The sequence below is a fragment of the Bradyrhizobium sp. JR3.5 genome (assembly GCF_054057015.1).
The window spans coordinates 3,018,021-3,038,746 of the sequence record NZ_JBSRYV010000001.1 but is presented as its reverse complement, the minus strand read 5'-3'; the positions used below and the strand labels follow the sequence as shown (position 1 = coordinate 3,038,746).

Below are 20,726 nucleotides of genomic sequence, written 5' to 3'. Positions count from 1 at the left end.
TCGAGAGGCGACGCCGCTGGGGCAGGGTGAGCCCGCCGGCGCGCGGGGCAATCGCAGATGATGTCCGCTCGCACTCCGAGACTGACAATTTCCCGTCCTCATGGCCGGGCTTGTCCCGGCCACCCACGTCTTGCTTCGCGTGGATCCAAAGACGTGGATGCCCGGGACAAGCCCGGGCATGACCAGATTGTAGGAGGAGCTAGCGCTGCAGGCGGGCCAGCAGGCTCGACGTATCCCAGCGCTTGCCGCCCATCTTCTCGACCTCGGCATAGAACTGGTCGACCAGGGCGGTCGCCGGCAGGGTGGCGCCGTTGCGGCGGGCTTCAGCCAGCGCAATCGAGAGGTCCTTGCGCATCCACTCGACCGCGAAGCCGAAATCGTACTTGCCCTCGTTCATGGTCTTGTAGCGATTTTCCATCTGCCAGGACTGCGCCGCGCCCTTGGAGATGGTTTCGATCACGGCGGCGACGTCGAGGCCACTCTTCTTGGCGAAGTGGATGCCCTCGGACAGGCCCTGCACGAGGCCTGCGATGCAGATCTGGTTGACCATCTTGGTCAGCTGGCCGGCGCCCGCCGGTCCGAGCAATTTGCACATCCGCGCATAGGCGCCGCTGATGATCGGCTCGGCGCCCGCATAGGCGTCTTCGCTGCCGCCGCACATCACCGTCAGCACGCCGTTCTCGGCGCCGGCCTGGCCGCCGGACACCGGCGCGTCGACGAACTTGAAGCCGGCCTTGGTGGCGGCGGCATCGAGCTCGCGGGCGACCTCGGCGGAGGCGGTGGTGTGATCGACGAAGGTCGCGGCCTTCTTCATGCCGGCGAAGGCGCCGCCGGGGCCGATCGTGACCGCGCGCAGGTCGTTGTCGTTGCCGACGCAGCACATCACGAAATCCTTGCCTTCGGCGGCGGCCTTCGGGGTCGGCGCCGTCTTGCCGCCGAACTTGTCGGCCCATTGCTTCGCCTTCGCCGCGGTCCGGTTGTAAACGGTGACCTCATGGCCGCCCTTTTTCACGAGGTGTCCCGCCATCGGGAAACCCATTACGCCGAGACCGAGGAAAGCGACTTTAGCCATGTCTGATACCTTGTGATTTGCCGTGGTGATCGCCCTTGGGACCGCCGGAAAACGACGCGGCGGGCAGGGCATTCCGTCCATGGAAGGGAGCCGCACCATACCCCCTGCGCAGCGGAGGGCAACGCCTTCGTTGGATGGCAGACCCCGGTTTTGTGCTAGGATCGGCCCACCAAAGAACCTCACAAAAAAGGGAGTGTCTCGCATGGGCATGAGCGTCGGTGTGCTCGATCATTTCAATATCCGGACCCGGAATCTCGCCGCCACGGTGCGGTTCTATGAGGACATTCTGGGCCTGGAAAAGGGGGCGCGGCCGAACTTCGCGTTCCCGGGTGCGTGGATGTACAGCGAGGGCAAGGCGGTCGTGCATCTGGTCGATATTTCCGCGACCGACGAGGCACAAAAGCCTGACTCCGGCGTCGTCCATCACGTCGCCTTTGCCAGTCAGGGCTTTGACGGGATGCGGAAGCGGCTGCAGTCCAAGGGCATGGAATTCGACTCGCGCCAGGTTCCCGGCGGGGACCTCTGGCAGATCTTCGTCAACGACCCCAACGGGGTCATGATCGAGCTGAACTACGAGGCCGCCAAGGAGGGCGGCTCCGCTGCGCCGGCCGAGCGGCGGGACGACGTCGGAGCGAGGTAGCCTTTTGCGCTGCGACGCTCTATGGGTGCTCTCTTGAATTTGCCAGGAGATACGCGGTGAGCGTGACGCAGCAACAGGTTCTCGATTGTCTTGCCAAGGTGATGTCGCCGCGCGGCACGGCCTTGACCAACGCCAATGTGCTGTCGGCGATCACGGTCACCGACGGCAAGGTGTTCTTCTCGATCAACGTCGATGCCGCGGAAGCCCGCGCCTGGGAGAGCGTGCGTGCGCAGGCCGAGAACGCCGTGCGCGCCATTCCCGGCGTCAGCGTCGCGATGATCGCGTTGACCGCGGAGCGCAAGGCGGGTGGTGCGGCGCCTGCGCCGCGGCCGGCCGGCGGCGTCCCGCCTGCGTCCGCGCACCGTCATCCGCACCCGCCGGGTGCGCAATCGCCGATGGCGCGCCAGGCCGAGATCCCCGGCATCTCCGCCGTCATCGCGGTTGCCTCCGGCAAGGGCGGGGTCGGCAAGTCGACCACGGCGCTCAACCTTGCGCTCGGTCTGCGCGACATCGGCCTGCGTGTCGGGCTGCTCGACGCCGACATCTACGGCCCATCGGTGCCCCGGCTGACCGGCATCCGCGAGAAGCCGCAGCTCAACGAGGACAAGAAGATGATCCCGCTGCAGCGCTTCGGCCTGTCGATCATGTCGATCGGCTTCCTGGTCGAAGAGGACACCGCGATGATCTGGCGCGGGCCGATGGTGATGTCGGCGATCACCCAGATGCTGCGCGACGTCGCCTGGGGCACGCTCGATGTGCTGGTCGTCGACATGCCGCCCGGCACCGGCGACGCCCAGCTCACGCTGGCGCAGAACGTCCCGCTCAAGGGCGCCGTCATCATCTCGACGCCGCAGGACCTCTCGCTGATCGACGCGCGGCGGGGACTGGCGATGTTCAAGAAGGTCAATGTGCCGGTGCTCGGCATTGTCGAGAACATGAGCTATTTCCAGTGCCCGCATTGCGGCACGCGCTCGGACATCTTTGGCCATGGCGGCGCTCGCCACGAGGCCGAGAAGCTCGGGGTGCCGTTCCTCGGCGAGATCCCGCTGCATATCGCCATCCGCGCCGCCTCCGATTCCGGCAACCCGGTGGTCGAGAGCGAACCGGACGGCCCGCACGCGGCGATCTACCGCGCGATCGGCAGCAAGGTCCGTGAGCAGCTGCAAGGCGTCGTCGCCGCCGCCTGAGCCCGCGCTGGTGTCCCGGTCAGCAGGTGGGCCCCAAAGGCCGGTATCCCGGCGGTCTTTCTTCACAGGCCTGTCGCCCTTGGACGATTGCTGAATCGCGTCCGGCCTGTATGTTTGTCCAGCACTGGCCGAATCGTACCACCGTTCCGTCAATTGAAGGCGGGCACGGGTAGCCGTAATGCGGGGAGGGGCCGTGAGGCGACCAGCGACATGGCAGCATCACGCGAAGCAAACAAACAACGCCGTAAGCATCTGACGCGGGAGAAGCGCGAAGAGGCCTCCCGGGCGGCGTTCAACCTCGCGAAGAAATCCGACTCGATCGGCGAGGCCGCCATGGCGATCGCCAAGACGTTTGGAGTCAGCAAGACGACCGCGCAAAGCTGGATCCGGCGTGGGCGGCATTTGGCCGATAAAGCCAAGAAGGCGCGAGAGGCGACGCGGCGCTGATTGCCTCGGGAGCCCGGTGGCTGAGTGCCTGCCGGGCGGCCCGCACGCGGCGATTTACCGCGTGACGGCGACAAGGTCCGCGAGCCGCGGCAAGCCGTCGTCGCCGCAGCCTGAGCCCGCATTTTCCGGCAGATTTCCCGCATCATCAGACTTTCGTTTAATTGGTGCGGTCATGCCATTGTCGCGTTTCCGTGAGGCCGCCTTCCGTGGTAAAGGGCCGACCCAGAGCGTCCCGGCTGACCTTCAAGCGTCCTGCCGGAGAATTGCTTGCGGACACCGGGAAACGCCCCCTCAAGGAGAAGCCTTACGATGAAGCGTCGTGATTTTTTGAAAGTTTCTGCGGCCGGTGCTGCCGCGACGGCGGTTGCCGCGCCGGCGATTGCGCAGTCCTCGCCTGAAATCAAGTGGCGCCTGACCTCGAGCTTCCCGAAGTCGCTGGACACCATCTATGGCGGCGCCGACCAGGTGGCGAAGTATGTCGCCGAAATGACCGACAACAAGTTCCAGATCCAGGTGTTTGCGGCGGGTGAGATCGTCCCCGGCCTGCAGGCGCTGGACGCGACCTCCAACGGCACGGTCGAGATGTGCCACACCGTGTCCTACTACTATGTCGGCAAGGACCCGACCTTTGCGATCTATGCGTCGGTGCCGTTCGGCCTCAACGCCCGCATGCAGAACTCCTGGTGGTACCAGGGCGGCGGCGAGGCGCTCGGCAACGAGTTCTTCAAGAAGTTCGGCGTGATCGGCTTCCCCTGCGGCAACACCGGCACCCAGATGGGCGGCTGGTTCCGCAAGGAGATCAAGACGGTCGCCGATCTCTCGGGCCTCAAATTCCGCATCGGCGGCATCGCTGGCCAGGTGCTGCAGAAGGTCGGCGTGGTGCCGCAGCAGCTCGCCGGCGGCGACATCTATCCGGCGCTGGAGAAGGGCACCATCGACGCCGCCGAGTGGGTCGGTCCCTATGACGACGAGAAGCTCGGTTTCCAGAAGGTCGCCAAGTACTATTATTATCCGGGCTTCTGGGAAGGCGGCCCGACCGTGCACGCCTACTGCAACCTCGAAAAGTGGAACGCGCTGCCGAAGAACTACCAGGCGATCCTGACCAACGCGACCGCCAACGCCAACACCTGGATGGCTGCGCGCTACGACATGCAGAACCCCTCGGCGCTGAAGCGGCTGGTTGCCGGCGGCACGCAGCTGCGTCCGTTCACCAACGAAGTGCTCGAGGCCTGCCTCAAGGCGACCAACGAGCTGTGGGGTGAAATCTCGGCCAAGAATGCCGACTTCAAGAAGTCGATCGACGCCATGCAGGCGTACCGTTCCGACCAGTATCTGTGGTGGCAGGTCGCCGAATACACCTTCGACAGCTTCATGATCCGCTCGCGCACCCGCGGCTGATCGCGCTCCGAGTGTTCGCGAGAAGAGAACGCGCCAAGAGCTTCGACCTAACAAGAGCTTCGACTTAAGTAGCCCGGCCCCCGCAAGGAGGCCGGGTTTTTTGCGTCTGGCATTCACCGAGGGGATGTTCCATGCTCGCGTCCGAAGCCTCGGCACGAAGGCGGCGCCTGATCGGTCACCGGTCATGACGGCAAAGAAACGCAGCGCGACGATCGCAAGCAGTCGACGCTCGGACAACACAATCACACAGGGTGGGAAGCAAATGAAGCGCAGAGATTTCATCAAGGTCACGGGTTTGGGCGTCGCAGGCGCGGCAACGGTCGCAGCTCCTGCGATCGCGCAGTCGATGCCGGAGCTCAAATGGCGCCTGACGACGAGCTGGCCGAAGTCGCTCGACACGCTGCACGGCGGCGCCGAGCTGATGGCCAAGGCGGTGGGTGAAGCCACCGACAACAAGTTCCAGATCCAGACCTTTGCCGCCGGCGAGATCGTGCCGGGCCTGCAGGTGCTCGACGCCGTGCAGAACGGCACGGTCGAGATGGGGCACACCGCGCCGTATTACTATTTCGGCAAGGACCCGACCTTCACCTTCGGCTCCTCGGTGCCGTTCGGGCCCAACATGCGGCTCAACCAGGCCTGGTTCATGCTGGGCGGCGGCAAGGAGCTGCTCAACGAGTTCTACAAGAGCTACAACGTCACCTCGCTGCTTGCCGGCAACACCGGCTGCCAGATGGGTGGTTGGTTCCGCAAGGAGATCAACAGCGTCGACGATCTCAAGGGCCTCAAATTCCGCATCGGCGGCTTTGCCGGACGGGTGATGCAGAAGCTCGGCGCGGTGCCGCAGCAGCTCGCCGGCGGCGACATCTATCCGGCGCTGGAAAAAGGCACGATTGATGCGGCCGAGTGGGTCGGTCCCTACGACGACGAGAAGCTCGGCTTCTACAAGGTCGCGCCGAACTACTATTTCCCCGGCTGGTGGGAAGGCGGCCCGATGCTGGTGGCGATGATCAACCTCGACAAGTGGAACGCGCTGCCGAAGCACTACCAGTTCGTGCTCGAGCAGGCCGGCCATCTCGCCAACAACTGGATGATGGCGCGCTACGACCAGGCCAACCCGCTCGCACTGAAGAAGCTGCTCGCGGCCGGCACCAAGCTGCGCCCGTTCCCGTCTGCGGTGATGGAAGCGTCCTTCAAGGCCGCCAAGGAGCTGCATGCCGAGGTTTCGGCGACCAATGCCAATTTCAAGAAGGTCTATGACTCGCTGACATCGTTCTCCAACAACGGCTATCAGTGGTTCCAGGTCGCCGAAGTCGGCTACGACAATTTCATGGCACGCCACTCTCAGGCCTGACGCCACTGACCTTCAGCGCAAGCAGAACCCCGGGCAAAGCTCCGGGGTTTTTTGCTGGGAGCCGGCGAGGGGCCAGCCAAATGAATGCTGTTCGCCCAGATTCGTGCTAACGTTGCTCAGGAGCGTGAATCAGGGCGCCATATGCGTTTCCTCGGTCTTATCCTGCGGACGCTGTTTCTGACCCTGGTGGTGGTCATCACCGCTCGCGTCGCAAGTCCGCAAAACGAAACTATCTGGTCGGCCTACGAGACGCCATCGGATTTGTTTCGCATCATCCTGGGCGCCGCGGTCTGCCTCTTCGTCGCCGTCCAGATCTTCAGGTATTCCAGAGATCCCGCTGATATGCGCAGGTGGGTCGTCATCGGCGGCGCCGCGGTGCCGTTGGCGCTGGTATGCGCGGTCGTCATCTGGTAGGCGCGGTCGCTGATCGCGTCGGCCCGGTAATCATCGTGCAAGCCCCGTCGATCAAAATGGAAACGGCAATGAGCGCACCGGAAGGCGGCTTTCGAAGCTCAATCCGGTGGCCGGTCCGGTGCGGTAATGGCCGTTATAGTGCCCCGCGCCCGGGCAGTAATTCGGATCGTGACGCTCCTGATCGTCGATCTTCCGGCGATAGGGTCGCTGCTGATAGCGCGTCTGCCAGCAGTGGCAGTTCTGGTCACAAGCGAGCCGTATCCGAACGACGCTTGCGGGGTCTTGCGGCGACAGCCGCGTGACCCGAACAGGCGCCGCGCAGGCAACCGACGCCATCATGGCACCGGCCGCAGCGATGAGAAGCAGACGCGTTGTATCTTTCATATGGGTCACATCGAGCCGATCGGCGTGAATCTCGAAAGCTAATTCAATTGCGGGAGCGTGCCGCTATTTCCTTGGCAATCGCTTTGGCGGCGATGCTGGAGGCGTTGATACGACAGCCGGCGTCGTGCGAACCACCGGGTTCTTCTGCTCGGTGGGACCGCCGAGATTGCTTGGCTTCTTCGGACCGCCGACCGCGCTTTGCGCGGCTGCGGATCCCGCAGAGATCGCAAGGAGAATTGCCGGCAGGGTGAGCATGTTTTTCATTCGTCGGTTCCTCCAGTCAGTAGCCTTGTGCGGCGCTTGTCAGCGGACAGGCGGCCCGTTTTCGCTGACGCGCTGCGGGGTGGCGGCGGGCAAATCCTCCAGGGCACATTTGCGCCAGTCGTCGGATGCGCAGTTTGTCGGCCAGCCGCCACCAAGCGCCATGAAAAGCGCGGCGCTGTCCGAGAGGCGCGTCGCCTGGGCCTGCACGCGGACCACTGCGGCCGTCAGATAGACCTGCTGGGCATTGAGCACGACCACCTGATTGACCTGCCCGAGAGCAAGCTGTTTCTGGATGATGTCGAGGCTGGCCTTGGCGGCGAGCTCGGCCTTGACCGCAGCCTGCAAGGCGCGCGCGTCGGCCTGCAGGCTGCGCAAGGCGTCGGCGACGTTCTGCATCGCCGTGACGACGGCTTGGCGATAGAGCGCGTCCGCCTGGTCCACCGCGGCCTCCGCGGCCTTCTGCTTGTGGTAGAGCGTCAGGCCGTCGAACAGCGGCTGGGTCGCGCTCGCCGCGATGACGTAGAAGCTGGTCCCCGGCGTGAACAGCTCGGCGAGGCTGAAGCCAGCGGCGCCGGCATTGCCTGATATCGTGATGTTGGGCAGCCGCGCCGCGATCGACACGCCGACCTGGGCATTCGCCGAGTGCAGCAGCGCCTCCGCGGCCCTGACATCCGGACGCTGGGCAATCATCTTGCTCGGCAGGCTCACCGGCAGGTGTGCGGGAAGCGCCAGGCGGTCGAGCGTGAACTTCTGCAGGATTTCGTCCGCCGAGAATTGCCCGGCCAGCGACGTCAGCAGGTCGCGCTGAACCGCGAGCTGCTTTTCGAGCGGCGGCAGCAGTTGCTCGGACTGGGCCAGCGCGGCCGCCTGCGCCAGCACGTCGACCTGGGCGGCACCGCCCGCGTTGAACTGGTTCTTCACGATCTCCAGAATGCCGCGTTCGATCTTCACGACCCGCTGGATCGCGGCAATCTGGCCGCGAAGCGATGCTTCCTGGATCGCCGCGGTGACGACGTTGGCTGTCAGCGTGAGGTAGGCCGCTTCCAGCTGGAACAGTTGCTGCTCGGAAATCGCGTCGAGACTTTCAACCGCGCGAACATTCTGACCCCAAATATCCGGCACGAAGCTGACGTTCAATTGCGCGGTATGAAGCGAAAATACCGAGGGGGACTGGCCACCCGGGCCCGAGCCCGATGCGCCGGAAATCTGCTGCTGGGTGGGCGTGTAATTTGCGCCGAGCTGCGGGAAGAACAGCCCGCGCTGGGCCAGCGCGTTGTATTGCGCAATCCTGATCGACGCCTCGGCCGCCTGCAGGGACGGGTTGTGCTCGACCGACATCTTGATCAACTCGTCGAGCGGCCTTGAGCGAAATGCCGTCCACCACCGAAGCGATAGGTCCTCTCCGCTGACGAAGTGCTGCTTGGGCACGCTGGGGCCCCCGGCACTGGAGCTCGGGGAGGCCAGCTTCTCCGGCGTGTAGCGATCGACGTCCGGAGCGGCCGGCGGCACGAAATTCGGGCCGACGGCGCAGCTTGCCAGCAACAGCCCGGCGGCGCCGGCGCCAAGCGTCGGACGCAGGGCGCGCCTTCCGCACCGCGCGAGCGCGGCAACAACCCTTGCGACGATCTCGGACATCAGGCGCCCCCTTCATGCGCCGCTTCGGGCGGTGCCGTGGCGGCCGCCTGGTCGGGAGAGGCGACAGACTCGCGCGACAGAAAGATCTTGCGCAGCGCAGGCGCCACGATCAGCAGCAACAGCGGGCCGATGAACATGCCGCCGACCACCACGGTCGCGAGTGGCCGCTGCACCTGGCTGCCGATGCCATGCGACAGCGCGGCAGGGAACAGGCCGACGCCCGCGGACAGCGCGGTCATCAGCATCGGCCGCATGCGCTGCTCGGCGCCGTTGAACACCGCCTCCGCGATGCTCATGCCCGAGGCTCGTAACTCGCGGAAATAGGTGATGTTGAGGATGCCGTCCATGACGGCGACGCCGAACAGCGAGATGAAGCCGATCGCGGCCGAGATCGAGAAATCGAGCCCGGCGAGATACAGCGCGATCAGGCCGCCGCCGACCGCGAAGGGTATGCCGGCCAGCGCCAGCAGGCTGTCGCGCAGCGAGTTGAACAGGCTGTAGAGCAGCACGAAGATCAGCAGCAGCGTCACAGGCACCACGATCATCAGGCGCGCCTTGGCGGCTTCGAGATTGTCGAATTCGCCCGACCAAATCATCCGGTAACCGGTCGGAAGCTGCACCGCCTCGGCGACGCGCGTCTGTGCCTCCGCCACCGTGCTGCCGAGATCGCGGCCGCGCACGCTGAACTTGATCGGGATGTAGCGCTGGCTGCGCTCGCGATAGATGAACGACGCGCCGGTATCGAGCGAGATGTCGGCAAGCTCGCTCAAGGGGATGTAGGCGTTGGTGCCGGATGGCGTCTGGTACGCGACCTTGATCTCGCGCACCTCGTCGATGCTCTGGCGGAACTTCGGATCGAGCCGCACCACCACGCCGAACTGCCGGTCGCCCTCCAGCACCGTCGTCGCACTGGTGCCGCCGAGCGCCGCCTGGACGACGGTCGTCACGTCGCCGGTGTTGAGACCGTAGCGCGCGGTCTTCTCGCGGGTGACCTTGATATTGAGGTTGGGCTGCCCGACCAGATGGAAGATGCCGAGATCGGCGACGCCGCGGATCTTGGCCATCTCCTGCGCGACCTTGGTCGCGAGCTGTTCGAGCACGGCGAGGTTGGGACCGATGATCTTGACCGAGTTCGCGCCTTTGACGCCCGACAGCGCCTCCTCGACGTTGTCCTGGATGTATTGCGAGAAGTTGAAGGTGACGCCGGGTAGTTCCTCGTCGAACTCCCTTTGCAGTTCCTCGGTCAGCTTCTCCTTGGTCAGGCCGGGCGGCGGCCACTGGTCGAACGGCTTGATCGGCGCGAACAGCTCGACATTGGAGAATGGAGAGGCGTCGCTGCCATTGTCGGGGCGGCCATGCTGCGACACCACCGTGATGATCTCGGGGTGACGCAACAGGATCTCGCGCATCTTGCGGGTCGGTTCGGTGCCGGCGTCGAGCGACATGGTCGGCGGCATCGAGGCACGGATCCAGAAATTGCCTTCCTCGAGCGCGGGCAGGAATTCGCTGCCGAGCCGGCTCGCAGCAAGGCCGCTCAGTCCGAGGAAAATGATGCCGGCTGCGACCGCGACCCTCAGATGCGTCAGCGACCAGCGCAGCACCGGCGTGTAGGCCTTGCGCAGCGAGCGCACGATGATGGTCTCGGTTTCCTCGACATGCCGCGGCAGCAGCAGCGATGCCAGCACCGGCGTCACCGTAAATGTCGCCAAGAGCGCGCCGGCGAGCGCGTAGCCGTAGGTGCGCGCCATCGGTCCGAAGATCTGACCTTCGACGCCCTGCATGGTGAACAGCGGCACGAACGCGGTGACTGTGATGGCCGCGGTGAAGAACACCGCCTTGTCAACCTGCAATGCGCTGACGAAAATCATGCGCAGCCGCTCGGTCCAGCCCGGCGCGGGCTGGCCGTTTCGCGTCGTGGGATCGCCACCCCAGTATCCCGCGGCGAGGTTTTGCAGCACCGGGAGCCGGTTTTCCGGGCTGGACTGGAAATTGCGGAAGATGTTCTCCATCATGATGACGGCGGAATCGACGATGATCCCGAAGTCGACGGCGCCGAGCGACAGCAGATTGGCGTCCTCGCCCTGCAGCACCAGGATGATGATCGCGAAGAACAGCGCGAACGGGATGTTGGCGCTGACGATCAGCGCGCTGCGCAGGTCGCCCAGGAAGACCCACTGGATCACGAACACCAGCAGGCAACCGAACATCAAATTGTGCAGCACGGTGTGGGTCGTGACACTGACCAGCGACGTGCGATCGTAATAGGGAACCACCTTGACGCCGGGAGGCAGGGTGCCGTCGCTATTGATCTTGGCGACTTCCTCCTCGACCTTCGGCACGATGTCGTTGGTGTGCTGCGTGCGTCCCATCACGACGATCGCCGCAGCGACGTCGTCGTTCCCGTCCTTTCCGGCGATGCCGAGCCGCGGCACGTAGCCGACCGAGACCTTGGCGACATCCTTGATCTGGATCGGCAGCCCGTTGGATTGGGTCAGGACGACGTTCTCGATGTCCCGGACCCGGTAGCCCTTGGTGATATCGTCATCGCCGCCTGAGTTGATCAGGCCGATGCCGCGGATGTTGACGGATTGCTGGCCGATCGCGATTTCGCGGCCACCGACATTGATGTTCGCGTTGCCGAGCGCGCTGATCAGCTGCGGCACGGTGATGTTGTAGGCTTCGAGCTTTGCAAGATCGGCGTCGACGTTGAACTGCTTGGTGGTGCCGCCCCAGGAATTGATCTGCACCACGCCCGGTATCGTCATCAGCCGGCGGGCGACGACGTAGTCCTGCAACGTCCTGAGATTGGTCAGGCCGAAATTCGGCGGACCGACGAGCTGGTAGCGGTAGATCTCGCCAACCAGGCTGGACTGCTGGATCTGCGGGATCTGATTACCCGGTAGCTGGACGTTCTGCGTGAGGTTGTTGGTGGCCTGCGAGAGCGCGAAGTAATAGTCGACGCCGTATCTGAAGGTGACCCGCACGAACGACAGGCCGTAGAACGAGGTCGAGCGGATGTTGACCACGCCCGGCGTCGAGTACAGCCCGACCTCCATCGGGATCCTATAGTACTTCTCCATCTCCTCGGCGGAGAGGCCGGCGGCCTGCGCCGTGATCTCGAGGATGACGGGTGCCGGGTTCGGATAGGCTTCGATGTTCAGCTTGGTGAACGCGGCGAATCCGGCGGCGCAGAACACGGTGAGGCCGAGCACGATGACGGCGCTTCGGGTCAGGCCGAATTGAAGGAGGCTCTTGATCAAGGTGCTGCACTTACTCTTGAGCGGACGAGGGCGCGGTCAGCGTTGCGGCTGGCGCGCTAGCCGGTGGCCGCGTTGGCGAACTTGTTGCTGAGGAAGATCGCGCCGGTGGAAGCGACCTTCTCGCCGGCTGCGAGGCCGCTGAGGATCTGCCGCCAGCCATCCTGCTCCATGCCGATCGTCACCGTGCGGCGGTCGAACTTGCGGCCGTCGGTCGTGACCCACACCGTCATCGTGCCGTCGCCCTCGCGCACGATGGCGTCCAGCGGAACGCTCACCGACGGCTTTGGCGGCTCGGTTTCGATCGTGAAGCTCGCCAGCATGCCGGCGCGCAGCTTGTGCAGGGGATCGTCGATCACCGAACGCACCAGCTGGCGGTGCGAGTTCGGATCGATGTTGAGGCCAAGCGTCGTCACGCGGCCGCGAAACACCTCGTTCGGATAGGCCGGCACCCGCACCTCGACCGGCTGGCCGATCCGGTAGGCGGGGGCATCGGTCTCGATAACATTGGCGACCATCCACATCGTCGAGATGTCGGCCAGCGAATAGGGCGCCGGCGCATTGCCGGGCTGCACAAAGAGTCCCGGCGCGGCATTGCGCGCAATGATCCGGCCGGAGATCGGGCTCGGCACCACCAGAATGGAATCGACCTTGCGGTCGGCGACGATGCGGTCGATTTCGGTATCGGTCTTGCCGAAGATGCGCACCGCGTCGCGCCCGGCCTTGTAGTTGCCCTCGGCGGTCTGCTGATCCGACGTCGCCTGATCGACGTCCTTTTGCGCGCCGCCGCCGGTCTTCAGCAGCTGCCTGACCCGGGCCAGCGTCCTGGTCTGCAGTTCGAGCACGCCGGCCGCGGCGAGCAGCGACGACTCGGCCTGCAGCAGATCGGGGCTGTCGATCGTGAACAGCCTGTCGCCCTTCGCAACCTCGTCACCGACATTGAGGGGCGTGTCGACGATCCTGCCGGGATTTGGGGTAAACGCCTGCACCAGCATGTTCTGATTGAAGTCGATCGAGCCGACGGCGTTCTTCAGGGTCCGGAACGAACGCTGCTCCGCGGCGATGGTCTTCAAGGAAGCCGCCTGCTTGTCGCTCAGCGCGACGTATTGCTGCTCGACGTTGACATCCTGCGGCGCGGTCTCCTGCGCGGCCTTGGCGTTCACCACACCATCGGCGCGCGTCGTGAGCCACGCGCCGGCGAGAAGCGCCGCCAGCACCGGCATCGCCGCAAAGCCCAAATACTTCATTCGAAATGACATCGCCCGCCTGGCCAATACTGCATGAAAGTCCCGCGCGAGAGACGAGGTCCTGCCGCATGGTGGGCCGTCGTCGATCTCCCGGTGAGAGCAGATGAACGACTATCAGGGCTAACTGACGCCCAGCCTTACATTTGCCCTTTTCAAGAGCGCGCCCGGCGCGCGAATTTGATTGCGGCGGAGGCCGGTTTATCTATTTTGCGTGGGGACAGGAGCGGTCGCGCATAGCCAAAATATAGCGCGGTTAGCTGCAATCCGGGCGTTGTGTTTAAATGCGTATCGTTTGCATATCGGGATTGCTCAACGCGCGATCTGTCGCGGAATTGTCGCTTGGCTGGCGCATCGCAACAAGGTGTGCAATCGGAAGACCGATCGAATGAAAACAGGACTGCTGCGATGCGCCTTCTGATCGTCGAGGACAATCTCGAGCTCTCGCGGCTGCTCGCGAGCGGGCTGGTGGCGGCGGGATATGAGTCCGATATCGTCCACAGCGTTGCCGAGGCGCGTGATGCGCTGCGCAGCGTCACCTATGCTGCCATGATCCTCGATCTTGGTCTGCCTGACGGCGATGGCCTGTCGGTGCTGTCGGAGCTGCGCCGCAAGACCGACCCGCTGCCGGTCCTGGTGCTGACTGCGCGCAACGGCCTGCAGGACCGGGTCAACGGCCTGCGCAGCGGCGCGGACGATTATCTGGCGAAGCCGTTCGCGCTGGAAGAGCTGGTGGCGCGGCTCGAAGCCATCCTGCGCCGGCCCGGCCAGCTGCTCGGCTCATCGCTGAAGCTCGCCAATCTGGTCTACGACACCGAGAGCAAGCAGGTGTTCGTCGACGGTGCGCCGCACGTCTTCTCCGCGCGTGAAACATCAGTGCTCGAGATCCTGCTGCGGCGGCAGGGGCGGGTGGTGCCGAAGAAGAATGTCGAGGACCACATCTTCGGTCTGTCGGGCGAGGTCGCCTCGAATGCGGTCGAGGTCTACGTGTCGCGCCTGCGCAAGCTGCTCACCGAGCACCGCGCCAAGGTCACCATCCACACCATTCGCGGCGTCGGCTATCTGATGGCGGAGGAGAAATAGGGGTGTTCCGCTTCACGTCGCTGACCTCGCGGATCGTGTTCCTGCACATCGTGGCGGTCGCGGTCGCCGCGATCTTTCTGCCGCTGCTGCTGTTGTGGTTGCTGAATTCGGAGATCAACCAGCTGCATCGCGAAGCGATGCGCGATCAAGCCGCCGATCTCGGCCAGAACCTCGTGGTCGATTCCGCCGGCAAGGTGCAGCTCAACTTGCCGGACAGCCTGAGGGGGCTCTATTCCGACGCCTACGGCCGCTATCGCTACGACATCTACGATGCGGACGACAATCTGCTGTTTTCGTCGCATCGCGGAGCGCCGCGACTGCCGGCCTTGGCCGACCGGATTTCCGGCGCCAGCGCCACCAAGCTCGTCGGCGGCCAGACGCTGCGCATCCAGGTGGCCGAGGATCTGTCGCATCGCGACGTCATCATCGATGACATCGTTTCCAACTTCTTCCGGCGGGTCGGCTGGATCACCATCCCGATCCTCCTGATCCTGCTGGCGACCGACATCCTGATCTTCCGCCGCGCCGTGATTCCGCTGTTGCGGGCTTCGGAAGAGGCCAGGAGTATCGGGCCGGCCAGGACCGACATCCGTCTGCCGACGGAGGGGATTCCGAGCGAGATCCTGCCGCTGGTGACCGCCGTCAACCAGGCCTTCGATCGTCTGGAGGACGGGTTTCACGTGCAGCGCCAGTTCACCGCCGATGCGGCGCATCAGCTGCGCACCCCGCTCGCGATCCTGAGGACCCGGATCGAGACGCTGGATGTAGCTAGGGGGACCAAGGAGCTGCATGCCGACATCGAGAGCATGAGCCGTATCGTCAGCCAGCTGCTCGAGATCGCCGAGCTCGATACGCTGGTGCTGGACCCCGGCGAAACCGCGGATCTGCGCGCGGTGTGCGCCGAGGTGGTCGGCTCGATCGCGCCCTATGCGCTGGCGCAGCAGAAGGACATTGCGCTGCGCGGCACCGATGGTCCGGTGCGGGTCAAGGGCAATGCCGAGATGCTGCAGCGCGCGATCTTCAATCTGGCGGAAAACGCCATCAAGTACACGGCAGACGCGACCTCGGTCGATGTCGAGGTGCACGAGGACGGTTCGGTGCAAGTGCGCGACTGCGGGCCGGGGATTGCGCCGGCCGAGCAGGGCCTGGTGTTCCAGCGCTTCTGGCGCGGCGATCGTCAGCGCCAGCGCACGGACGGGGCGGGGCTCGGGCTCTCGATCGTCCGCGGCGTCGTCGACGATCACGACGCGACGATCAGGGTGGAGAACCTGCCGTCCGGCGGTGCCCAGTTCACGCTGAGCTTCCGCCTCGCCAAGGCGGAGCCGGCGACCGCCTGAGAGGCTCGGCCTGCGGCACCTGTCGTGCCGCGGGCCTGCCTGTCCTGTCTATTTCAGCTTGCCGTCGGACAGGTCCATGATGATGCGCGTGGTCAAATACAGGCGCGGCACGATGCTGTTGATCTGCACGTACTCGGCATCGTTGGAGTGTGCGCCGAAGCCCGAGAGGCCCATGCCTTCAACCACGGCTCCCTTGGTCTTGAGGGCGGCAAACGCAGCGTCGGTGCCGCCGCCCGTGGCCCGCTCGGCCACGTTCAGCGGCATGCCGAGTTCCTGATAGATCGTCTTGCCGTGGCTGGCCACGCGGCGCGAGGCGTCGTTGGCTTCGAGCGGCGGGCGGCGTACCTCGAACTTCACGTCCACCTTGGAATCGGACAGCAGACGGTTCTTGATCTTGTCCTGCAGCGCCGTCTCGAGTTCGTCGAAGTCGGACACCTTGAGCGCACGCGCGTCGGCCTGGGCGGTGGCTTCGGCGGGGATCACATTGCGGTTGGTGCCGGACTTCGAAACCGTCCAGTTCAGCTTCAGGCCCTGCTCGGGCTTCGACAGGTCCTTCATCTGCAGCACCTGGTGTGACAGCTCATAGAGCGCATTCACGCCGCCTTCAGGCCTTGCACCCGCATGCGACGACTTGCCATGCACCGTGAGATAGGCCGAGCCGATGCCGCTGGTGGCGAGGCGGAGCGTGCCGCTGGCGTCGCTGCCCTCGAACGAGAACACTGCATCCTGCTCCGCGGCGACGCGGGTGATGGTGCTGCGCCAGCCGGGCGAAGAGATCTCCTCGTCGCCCATTGATGAGCACCGTGAGCGTGCCGTAATCCTTGAAGTTCAGCTTCCGCAGCAGCGCCACGCTGTGGATGATGGTGGCGATGCCCTGCTTGTCGTCGGCGATGCCGACGCCGTAAGCCTTGTCGCCATCGACGCGAAAGGGCTGATCCTTCAGCATGCCCTTGAGATACACCGTGTCCATATGCGCGATCAGCATGATCTTCGCGCTGCCCGTGCCCTTGAAGACGGCCTGCACGGCAGGGCCGATCTTCTCCGGCGTGTCGTCCAGCCGGTAGATGTCGGTGGTCTGCAGGATGTCCACCGCGCCGCCGAGTTCTTTGAGCTGGCCGGCGATGCGCGCGGCGATCTGGTTGAGGCCTTCGATGTCCTTGCTGCCGGATTCGATCTGCACGAGGTCGCGCAGGGTGTCGAGCAGCGGCTGCTGCTCCTGTTGCGCCAGTGCGCGAATGTCGGCCGCCGGCGCCGCATGTGCTGTGGCAGCGGCAAACGCCAGGCTGAGGGATGCCAGGCTGAGGGATGCGATGAGCGGGCGAACGAACGAGCGGGCGGGATGCGATTGGGGCATGGCGGCGGTCTGTGAGTTGGAGGGCGATCGTATCCCCGCCTCTTCACAGGACTCGACCCCGCCGTCAACGGTTTCAGCGTGCCCCGCTCCCGCCGGGGCACGCTGAAGAAGCTGACGCCGGCTACTGCTTCGGTTGCCCGAAATCGAGCGGCGGCAGCTCGATCTGCGGCACCTCGATCTTGACCTTGTTGAGGTCGACATCAAGCGGCTTGTCGAGCAGTCCGGTGACGACGACCGGGAACGCGATCACCAGCGCCACCATGATCGCCTGCAACCCGATCCAGGGCATTGCGCCCCAATAGATGTCGGAGCTCTTCACTTCCTTCGGCGCCACGCCGCGCAGATAGAACAGCGCGAAGCCGAACGGCGGATGCAGGAACGAGGTCTGCATGTTGACGCAGAGCATGACGCCGAACCAGATCAGCGCGGCGTCGGGGCCGACCACCGGCGCCAGCACCTTCTGCGCGATTGGCGCGATCATCGGCAGGATGATGAAGGCGATCTCGAAGAAGTCGAGGAAGAACGCCAGGAAGAAGATGAAGAGATTGATGAAGATCAGGAAGCCCCAGACGCCGCCGGGCAGCGAGGTCAGAAGGTGCTCAAGCCAGACGCCGCCCGAGACGCCGAGGAACACCACCGAGAAGCAGGTCGAGCCGATCAGGATGAAGGTGACCATGCAGGTGATGCGCATGGTGGTCTCGTACCCCTGCTTGATCAGGTCGCGCAGGTCCGGGATCTTGACGGCCTCGAGGCAGATCCAGACCACCGCGAGATAGGTGATCGCGAACGCGAGCCTGAAGATCAGGTTCTCGCTGTAGAGCATCGCGATGATGGTGCCGATGCCGCCGGCGATCACGCCGACGATGAGCACCTTGCGGCCGGTCGCGCTGAAATCTTTGTGATGGATCGCGGCGAGCACGATGGCGCCGACCGCGCCCATGGCGCCGGCTTCCGTCGGGGTCGCAAGGCCCATCATCATGGTGCCGAGCACGACGAAGATCAGCACGGCGGAGGGGATGATGCCGAGCAGGCACTTCTTCCACAGCGCCCAGCCGGTCAGCGTGCGCGCATCGATCGGCACCGCAGGCACATGGCTCGGCTTGAAGATGCCGAGCAGGAAGGTGTAGCCAGCGAACAGCAGGATCTGGAACACCGACGGGCCCCAGGCGCCGAGATACATGTCGCCGACCGACTTGCCGAGCTGGTCGGCGAGCACGATCAGGACGAGAGAGGGAGGGACAAGTTGCGTGATGGTGCCGGAGGCCGCGAGCACGCCCGTGATGTAGCGGATATTGTAGCCGTAGCGGATCATCACCGGCATCGAGATCAGCGCCATGGCGATCACCTGCGCTGCCACCGTGCCGGTGATGGCGCCGAGGATGAAGCCGACGATGATCACGGAATAGCCGAGGCCGCCGCGGATCGGGCCGAACAGCTGGCCCATCGAATCCAGCATGTCCTCGGCGAGCCCGCATCTCTCCAATATCGCGCCCATGAAGGTGAAGAACGGGATCGCGAGCAGGAGCTCGTTGGACAGCACGCTGCCGAAGATGCGGCCCGGGATCGCCTGCAGGAAGTTGAGGTCGAAGAAGCCGAGATAGATCGAGAGAAACCCGAACGACAGGCCGACCGCGGCGAGCGTGAACGCCACCGGATAGCCGATCAGCATTGCAATGATCAGGCCGCCGAACATCAGTGGCGGCATCATCTCCAGCGTAATGGTCATTGCGTCGGCCTCTCGTACTTCGCGTCGATCGTCACATAGCCCTGCAGCGCGGCGATCCGCTTGATCACCTCGGAGACGCCTTGCAACGCGAGCATCACGAAGCCGGACGGGATAACGAATTTGATCGGCCAGCGCAGCAGCCCGCCGGCATTGCCGCTCATCTCGCCGACCGCATAGGCCTGGTGGAAGAACGGCCAGGACAGATAGGCGAGCAGCAGACAGGAGGGGATCAGGAAGAACAGGGTGCCGATCAAGTCGAGCCAGAGCTGGCCGCGTTCGGACAGCATCAGATAGAGGATCTCGACGCGCACATGCTCGTTGCGCTTGAAGGTGTAGGAGGCGCCGAACATCACGAGGATCGCAAACATGTACCACTGCGCCTCGAGCCAGCCGTTCGAGGAGTAGCTGAACGCGTAGCGGATCATGGCATTGCCGGCGCTGACCAGGCAGGCGAGCAGGACGAGGAGGTTGCAGACGTATCCGATCTTCTCGTTCAGTCGGTCGATGGCCTGACTCAGTGCCAACAATGGGCGCATCACGATCTCCACGGCCGCGCGATCTGCGCGCCGAATATCTTTTCAAGCATCATCTGGCCACCGCACGCACGCGCACGGAGCCACGGCTCACCTTCAGGAGCAGTTGCAAACGTTCATCCTCCCCCGAAATCCGCTTCCGCCGTTGTTAGGTGCTCTTGGCTACCGGATCGTCGGCAGGTGCCGACAGGGGGCAGCGGCCTATCCGGCCGGGCGAGCGTGAAAGCTGGGGCACCAAATCAGCGCCGTTGAACGCCGTCAATCGGAAAATGGGCAAATTGACGACGCAGCAAATCGTTGTCCCGCCTTGGTAATCGGGGGACGGCGCAGGCGTCGGCAGCGGGCTTTGAACTAGCCGCCAGTGACGCTCATGTGGCGGCTGACGCTCGGGCGGTTGTGGCGGCGGTCGATGATGAAATCGTGCCCCTTCGGCTTCAATCCGATCGCCCGGTCGATGGCCGCCGACAGCAGATCGTTGTCGTCGGAGGCGCGCAGCGGCCGGCGCAGGTCGGACGCGTCCTCGTGGCCGAGGCAGGTGTGCAGCGTGCCGGTGCAGGTGATCCGCACCCGGTTGCAGGATTCGCAGAAATTGTGGGTCATCGGCGTGATGAAGCCGAGCTTGCCGCCGGTCTCCGCGACCCGGACATAGCGGGCAGGGCCGCCGGTGTCGTCGGCAAGATCGGTCAGCGTGTAATGCTTCTCGAGCCGCGCGCGCAGCAGCGACAGCGGAACGTACTGATCGATGCGGCCCTCGCCGATGTCGCCCATCGGCATCACCTCGATCAAGGTCAGGCCCATTCCCTTGCCATGCGCCCATTCCATCAGCGCGGGAATCTCGTCCTCGTTCATGTTCTTCAGCGCGACCGCGTTGATCTTGACCGCAAGCCCGGCCGATCGCGCCGCCTCGATGCCCCCCAGCACCTTGTCGATGTCGCCCCAGCGGGTGATGGCCCGGAATTTTACCGGGTCGAGCGTGTCGAGCGAGACGTTGACGCGCCGCACGCCGCAATCGGCCAGCTCCTGTGCGAAGCGTGCCAGCTGCGAACCGTTGGTGGTCAGCGTCAATTCGTCGAGCGCGCCGGTCGAAAGATGGCGCGACAGCGAACGCACCAGGCCCATCACATTGCGGCGGACCAGCGGCTCACCGCCGGTGAGGCGGACCTTGCGCACGCCCTTGGCGACGAAGGCCGAGCAGAGGCGGTCGAGCTCTTCCAGCGTCAGCAGGTCGGCCTTCGGCAGGAAGGTCATGTCTTCCGACATGCAGTAGAAGCAGCGCAGGTCGCAGCGGTCGGTGACGGAGACGCGCAGGTAACGGATCGTCCGGCCGAACGGATCGGTCATCGGACGAAACAGCGTGTCGGAATGCGCCTGCGTGGATCCGTTCATTCAACCCAAGCCTA

Annotated in this window: 17 protein-coding genes and 1 pseudogene; 8 read left to right on the top strand and 10 right to left on the bottom strand. The window is 64.6% G+C overall.

Annotated features, from left to right (window positions below):
* Window positions 1-199: 199 nt before the first annotated feature.
* Entirely contained in the window at window positions 200-1,144 is a 945-nt protein-coding gene (locus tag ACVWW1_RS15305; RefSeq protein ID WP_456656681.1) for an NAD(P)-dependent oxidoreductase, read from the bottom strand.
* Between the two features lie 130 nt (window positions 1,145-1,274).
* Between ACVWW1_RS15305 and ACVWW1_RS15300 the strand changes: the two genes are divergently transcribed.
* The 6 genes from ACVWW1_RS15300 to ACVWW1_RS15275 all read left to right on the top strand — a co-directional run bounded on the left by ACVWW1_RS15300 (window position 1,275) and on the right by ACVWW1_RS15275 (window position 6,509).
* Window positions 1,275-1,712, top strand: a complete 438-nt coding sequence (locus ACVWW1_RS15300) for a VOC family protein (protein WP_353700242.1) — start codon at window positions 1,275-1,277, stop codon at window positions 1,710-1,712.
* A gap of 56 nt (window positions 1,713-1,768) precedes the next feature.
* On the top strand, window positions 1,769-2,899 hold the full coding sequence (locus ACVWW1_RS15295) for a P-loop NTPase (RefSeq protein ID WP_456656382.1): 1,131 nt from the start codon (window positions 1,769-1,771) through the stop codon (window positions 2,897-2,899).
* A gap of 210 nt (window positions 2,900-3,109) precedes the next feature.
* On the top strand, window positions 3,110-3,346 hold the full coding sequence (locus tag ACVWW1_RS15290; RefSeq protein WP_176532039.1) for a hypothetical protein: 237 nt from the start codon (window positions 3,110-3,112) through the stop codon (window positions 3,344-3,346).
* A 309-nt stretch (window positions 3,347-3,655) separates the two neighbouring features.
* Window positions 3,656-4,744, top strand: coding sequence for a TRAP transporter substrate-binding protein (locus ACVWW1_RS15285; RefSeq protein WP_097672506.1), 1,089 nt, complete (start codon window positions 3,656-3,658; stop codon window positions 4,742-4,744).
* Window positions 4,745-5,006: 262 nt separating this feature from the next.
* Window positions 5,007-6,095, top strand: a complete 1,089-nt coding sequence (locus tag ACVWW1_RS15280; RefSeq protein WP_456656381.1) for a TRAP transporter substrate-binding protein — start codon at window positions 5,007-5,009, stop codon at window positions 6,093-6,095.
* An 84-nt stretch (window positions 6,096-6,179) separates the two neighbouring features.
* Complete coding sequence (locus ACVWW1_RS15275) at window positions 6,180-6,509, top strand: hypothetical protein (protein ID WP_207837117.1); 330 nt, start codon at window positions 6,180-6,182, stop codon at window positions 6,507-6,509.
* Window positions 6,510-6,560: 51 nt separating this feature from the next.
* On the opposite strand, the gene ACVWW1_RS15270 is transcribed toward ACVWW1_RS15275, so the two are convergent.
* The 4 genes from ACVWW1_RS15270 to ACVWW1_RS15255 all read right to left on the bottom strand — a co-directional run bounded on the left by ACVWW1_RS15270 (window position 6,561) and on the right by ACVWW1_RS15255 (window position 13,308).
* Window positions 6,561-6,893 (bottom strand): hypothetical protein, encoded by a 333-nt coding sequence (locus ACVWW1_RS15270; RefSeq protein ID WP_456656380.1) that lies wholly within the window; start codon window positions 6,891-6,893, stop codon window positions 6,561-6,563.
* Window positions 6,894-7,196: 303 nt separating this feature from the next.
* Complete coding sequence (locus ACVWW1_RS15265; protein WP_456656379.1) at window positions 7,197-8,792, bottom strand: efflux transporter outer membrane subunit; 1,596 nt, start codon at window positions 8,790-8,792, stop codon at window positions 7,197-7,199.
* Window positions 8,792-12,052, bottom strand: coding sequence for an efflux RND transporter permease subunit (locus tag ACVWW1_RS15260; RefSeq protein WP_456656378.1), 3,261 nt, complete (start codon window positions 12,050-12,052; stop codon window positions 8,792-8,794). Before ACVWW1_RS15260 ends, ACVWW1_RS15265 begins: the two co-directional genes overlap by 1 nt.
* A 56-nt stretch (window positions 12,053-12,108) precedes the next feature.
* Window positions 12,109-13,308 carry an efflux RND transporter periplasmic adaptor subunit gene (locus ACVWW1_RS15255; protein ID WP_456656377.1) on the bottom strand — a complete coding sequence of 400 codons (1,200 nt, stop codon included), beginning with the start codon at window positions 13,306-13,308 and terminating at the stop codon, window positions 12,109-12,111.
* A 393-nt stretch (window positions 13,309-13,701) separates the two neighbouring features.
* Between ACVWW1_RS15255 and ACVWW1_RS15250 the strand changes: the two genes are divergently transcribed.
* Window positions 13,702-14,376 carry a response regulator gene (locus ACVWW1_RS15250; RefSeq protein WP_176532034.1) on the top strand — a complete coding sequence of 225 codons (675 nt, stop codon included), beginning with the start codon at window positions 13,702-13,704 and terminating at the stop codon, window positions 14,374-14,376.
* A 2-nt stretch (window positions 14,377-14,378) separates the two neighbouring features.
* On the top strand, window positions 14,379-15,713 hold the full coding sequence (locus ACVWW1_RS15245; RefSeq protein WP_456656376.1) for a sensor histidine kinase: 1,335 nt from the start codon (window positions 14,379-14,381) through the stop codon (window positions 15,711-15,713).
* Between the two features lie 48 nt (window positions 15,714-15,761).
* On the opposite strand, the gene ACVWW1_RS15240 is transcribed toward ACVWW1_RS15245, so the two are convergent.
* The 5 genes and pseudogenes from ACVWW1_RS15240 to moaA all read right to left on the bottom strand — a co-directional run bounded on the left by ACVWW1_RS15240 (window position 15,762) and on the right by moaA (window position 20,712).
* Window positions 15,762-16,505 carry a glutamate carboxypeptidase gene (locus ACVWW1_RS15240; protein WP_456656375.1) on the bottom strand — a complete coding sequence of 248 codons (744 nt, stop codon included), beginning with the start codon at window positions 16,503-16,505 and terminating at the stop codon, window positions 15,762-15,764.
* A 58-nt stretch (window positions 16,506-16,563) separates the two neighbouring features.
* Window positions 16,564-16,659: pseudogene (locus ACVWW1_RS15235) on the bottom strand (hypothetical protein); the annotation flags it as partial.
* Between the two features lie 529 nt (window positions 16,660-17,188).
* Window positions 17,189-18,793 carry a TRAP transporter large permease gene (locus tag ACVWW1_RS15230; protein WP_229170963.1) on the bottom strand — a complete coding sequence of 535 codons (1,605 nt, stop codon included), beginning with the start codon at window positions 18,791-18,793 and terminating at the stop codon, window positions 17,189-17,191.
* The gene (locus tag ACVWW1_RS15225; protein ID WP_092127299.1) at window positions 18,790-19,329 is read right to left on the bottom strand and encodes a TRAP transporter small permease subunit; all 540 of its coding nucleotides are present in this window, start codon (window positions 19,327-19,329) and stop codon (window positions 18,790-18,792) included. The genes ACVWW1_RS15230 and ACVWW1_RS15225 overlap by 4 nt, the downstream gene beginning before the upstream one ends.
* A 348-nt stretch (window positions 19,330-19,677) precedes the next feature.
* Window positions 19,678-20,712 carry a GTP 3',8-cyclase MoaA gene (moaA, locus tag ACVWW1_RS15220; protein ID WP_456656374.1) on the bottom strand — a complete coding sequence of 345 codons (1,035 nt, stop codon included), beginning with the start codon at window positions 20,710-20,712 and terminating at the stop codon, window positions 19,678-19,680.
* Between the last annotated feature and the right edge of the window lie 14 nt (window positions 20,713-20,726).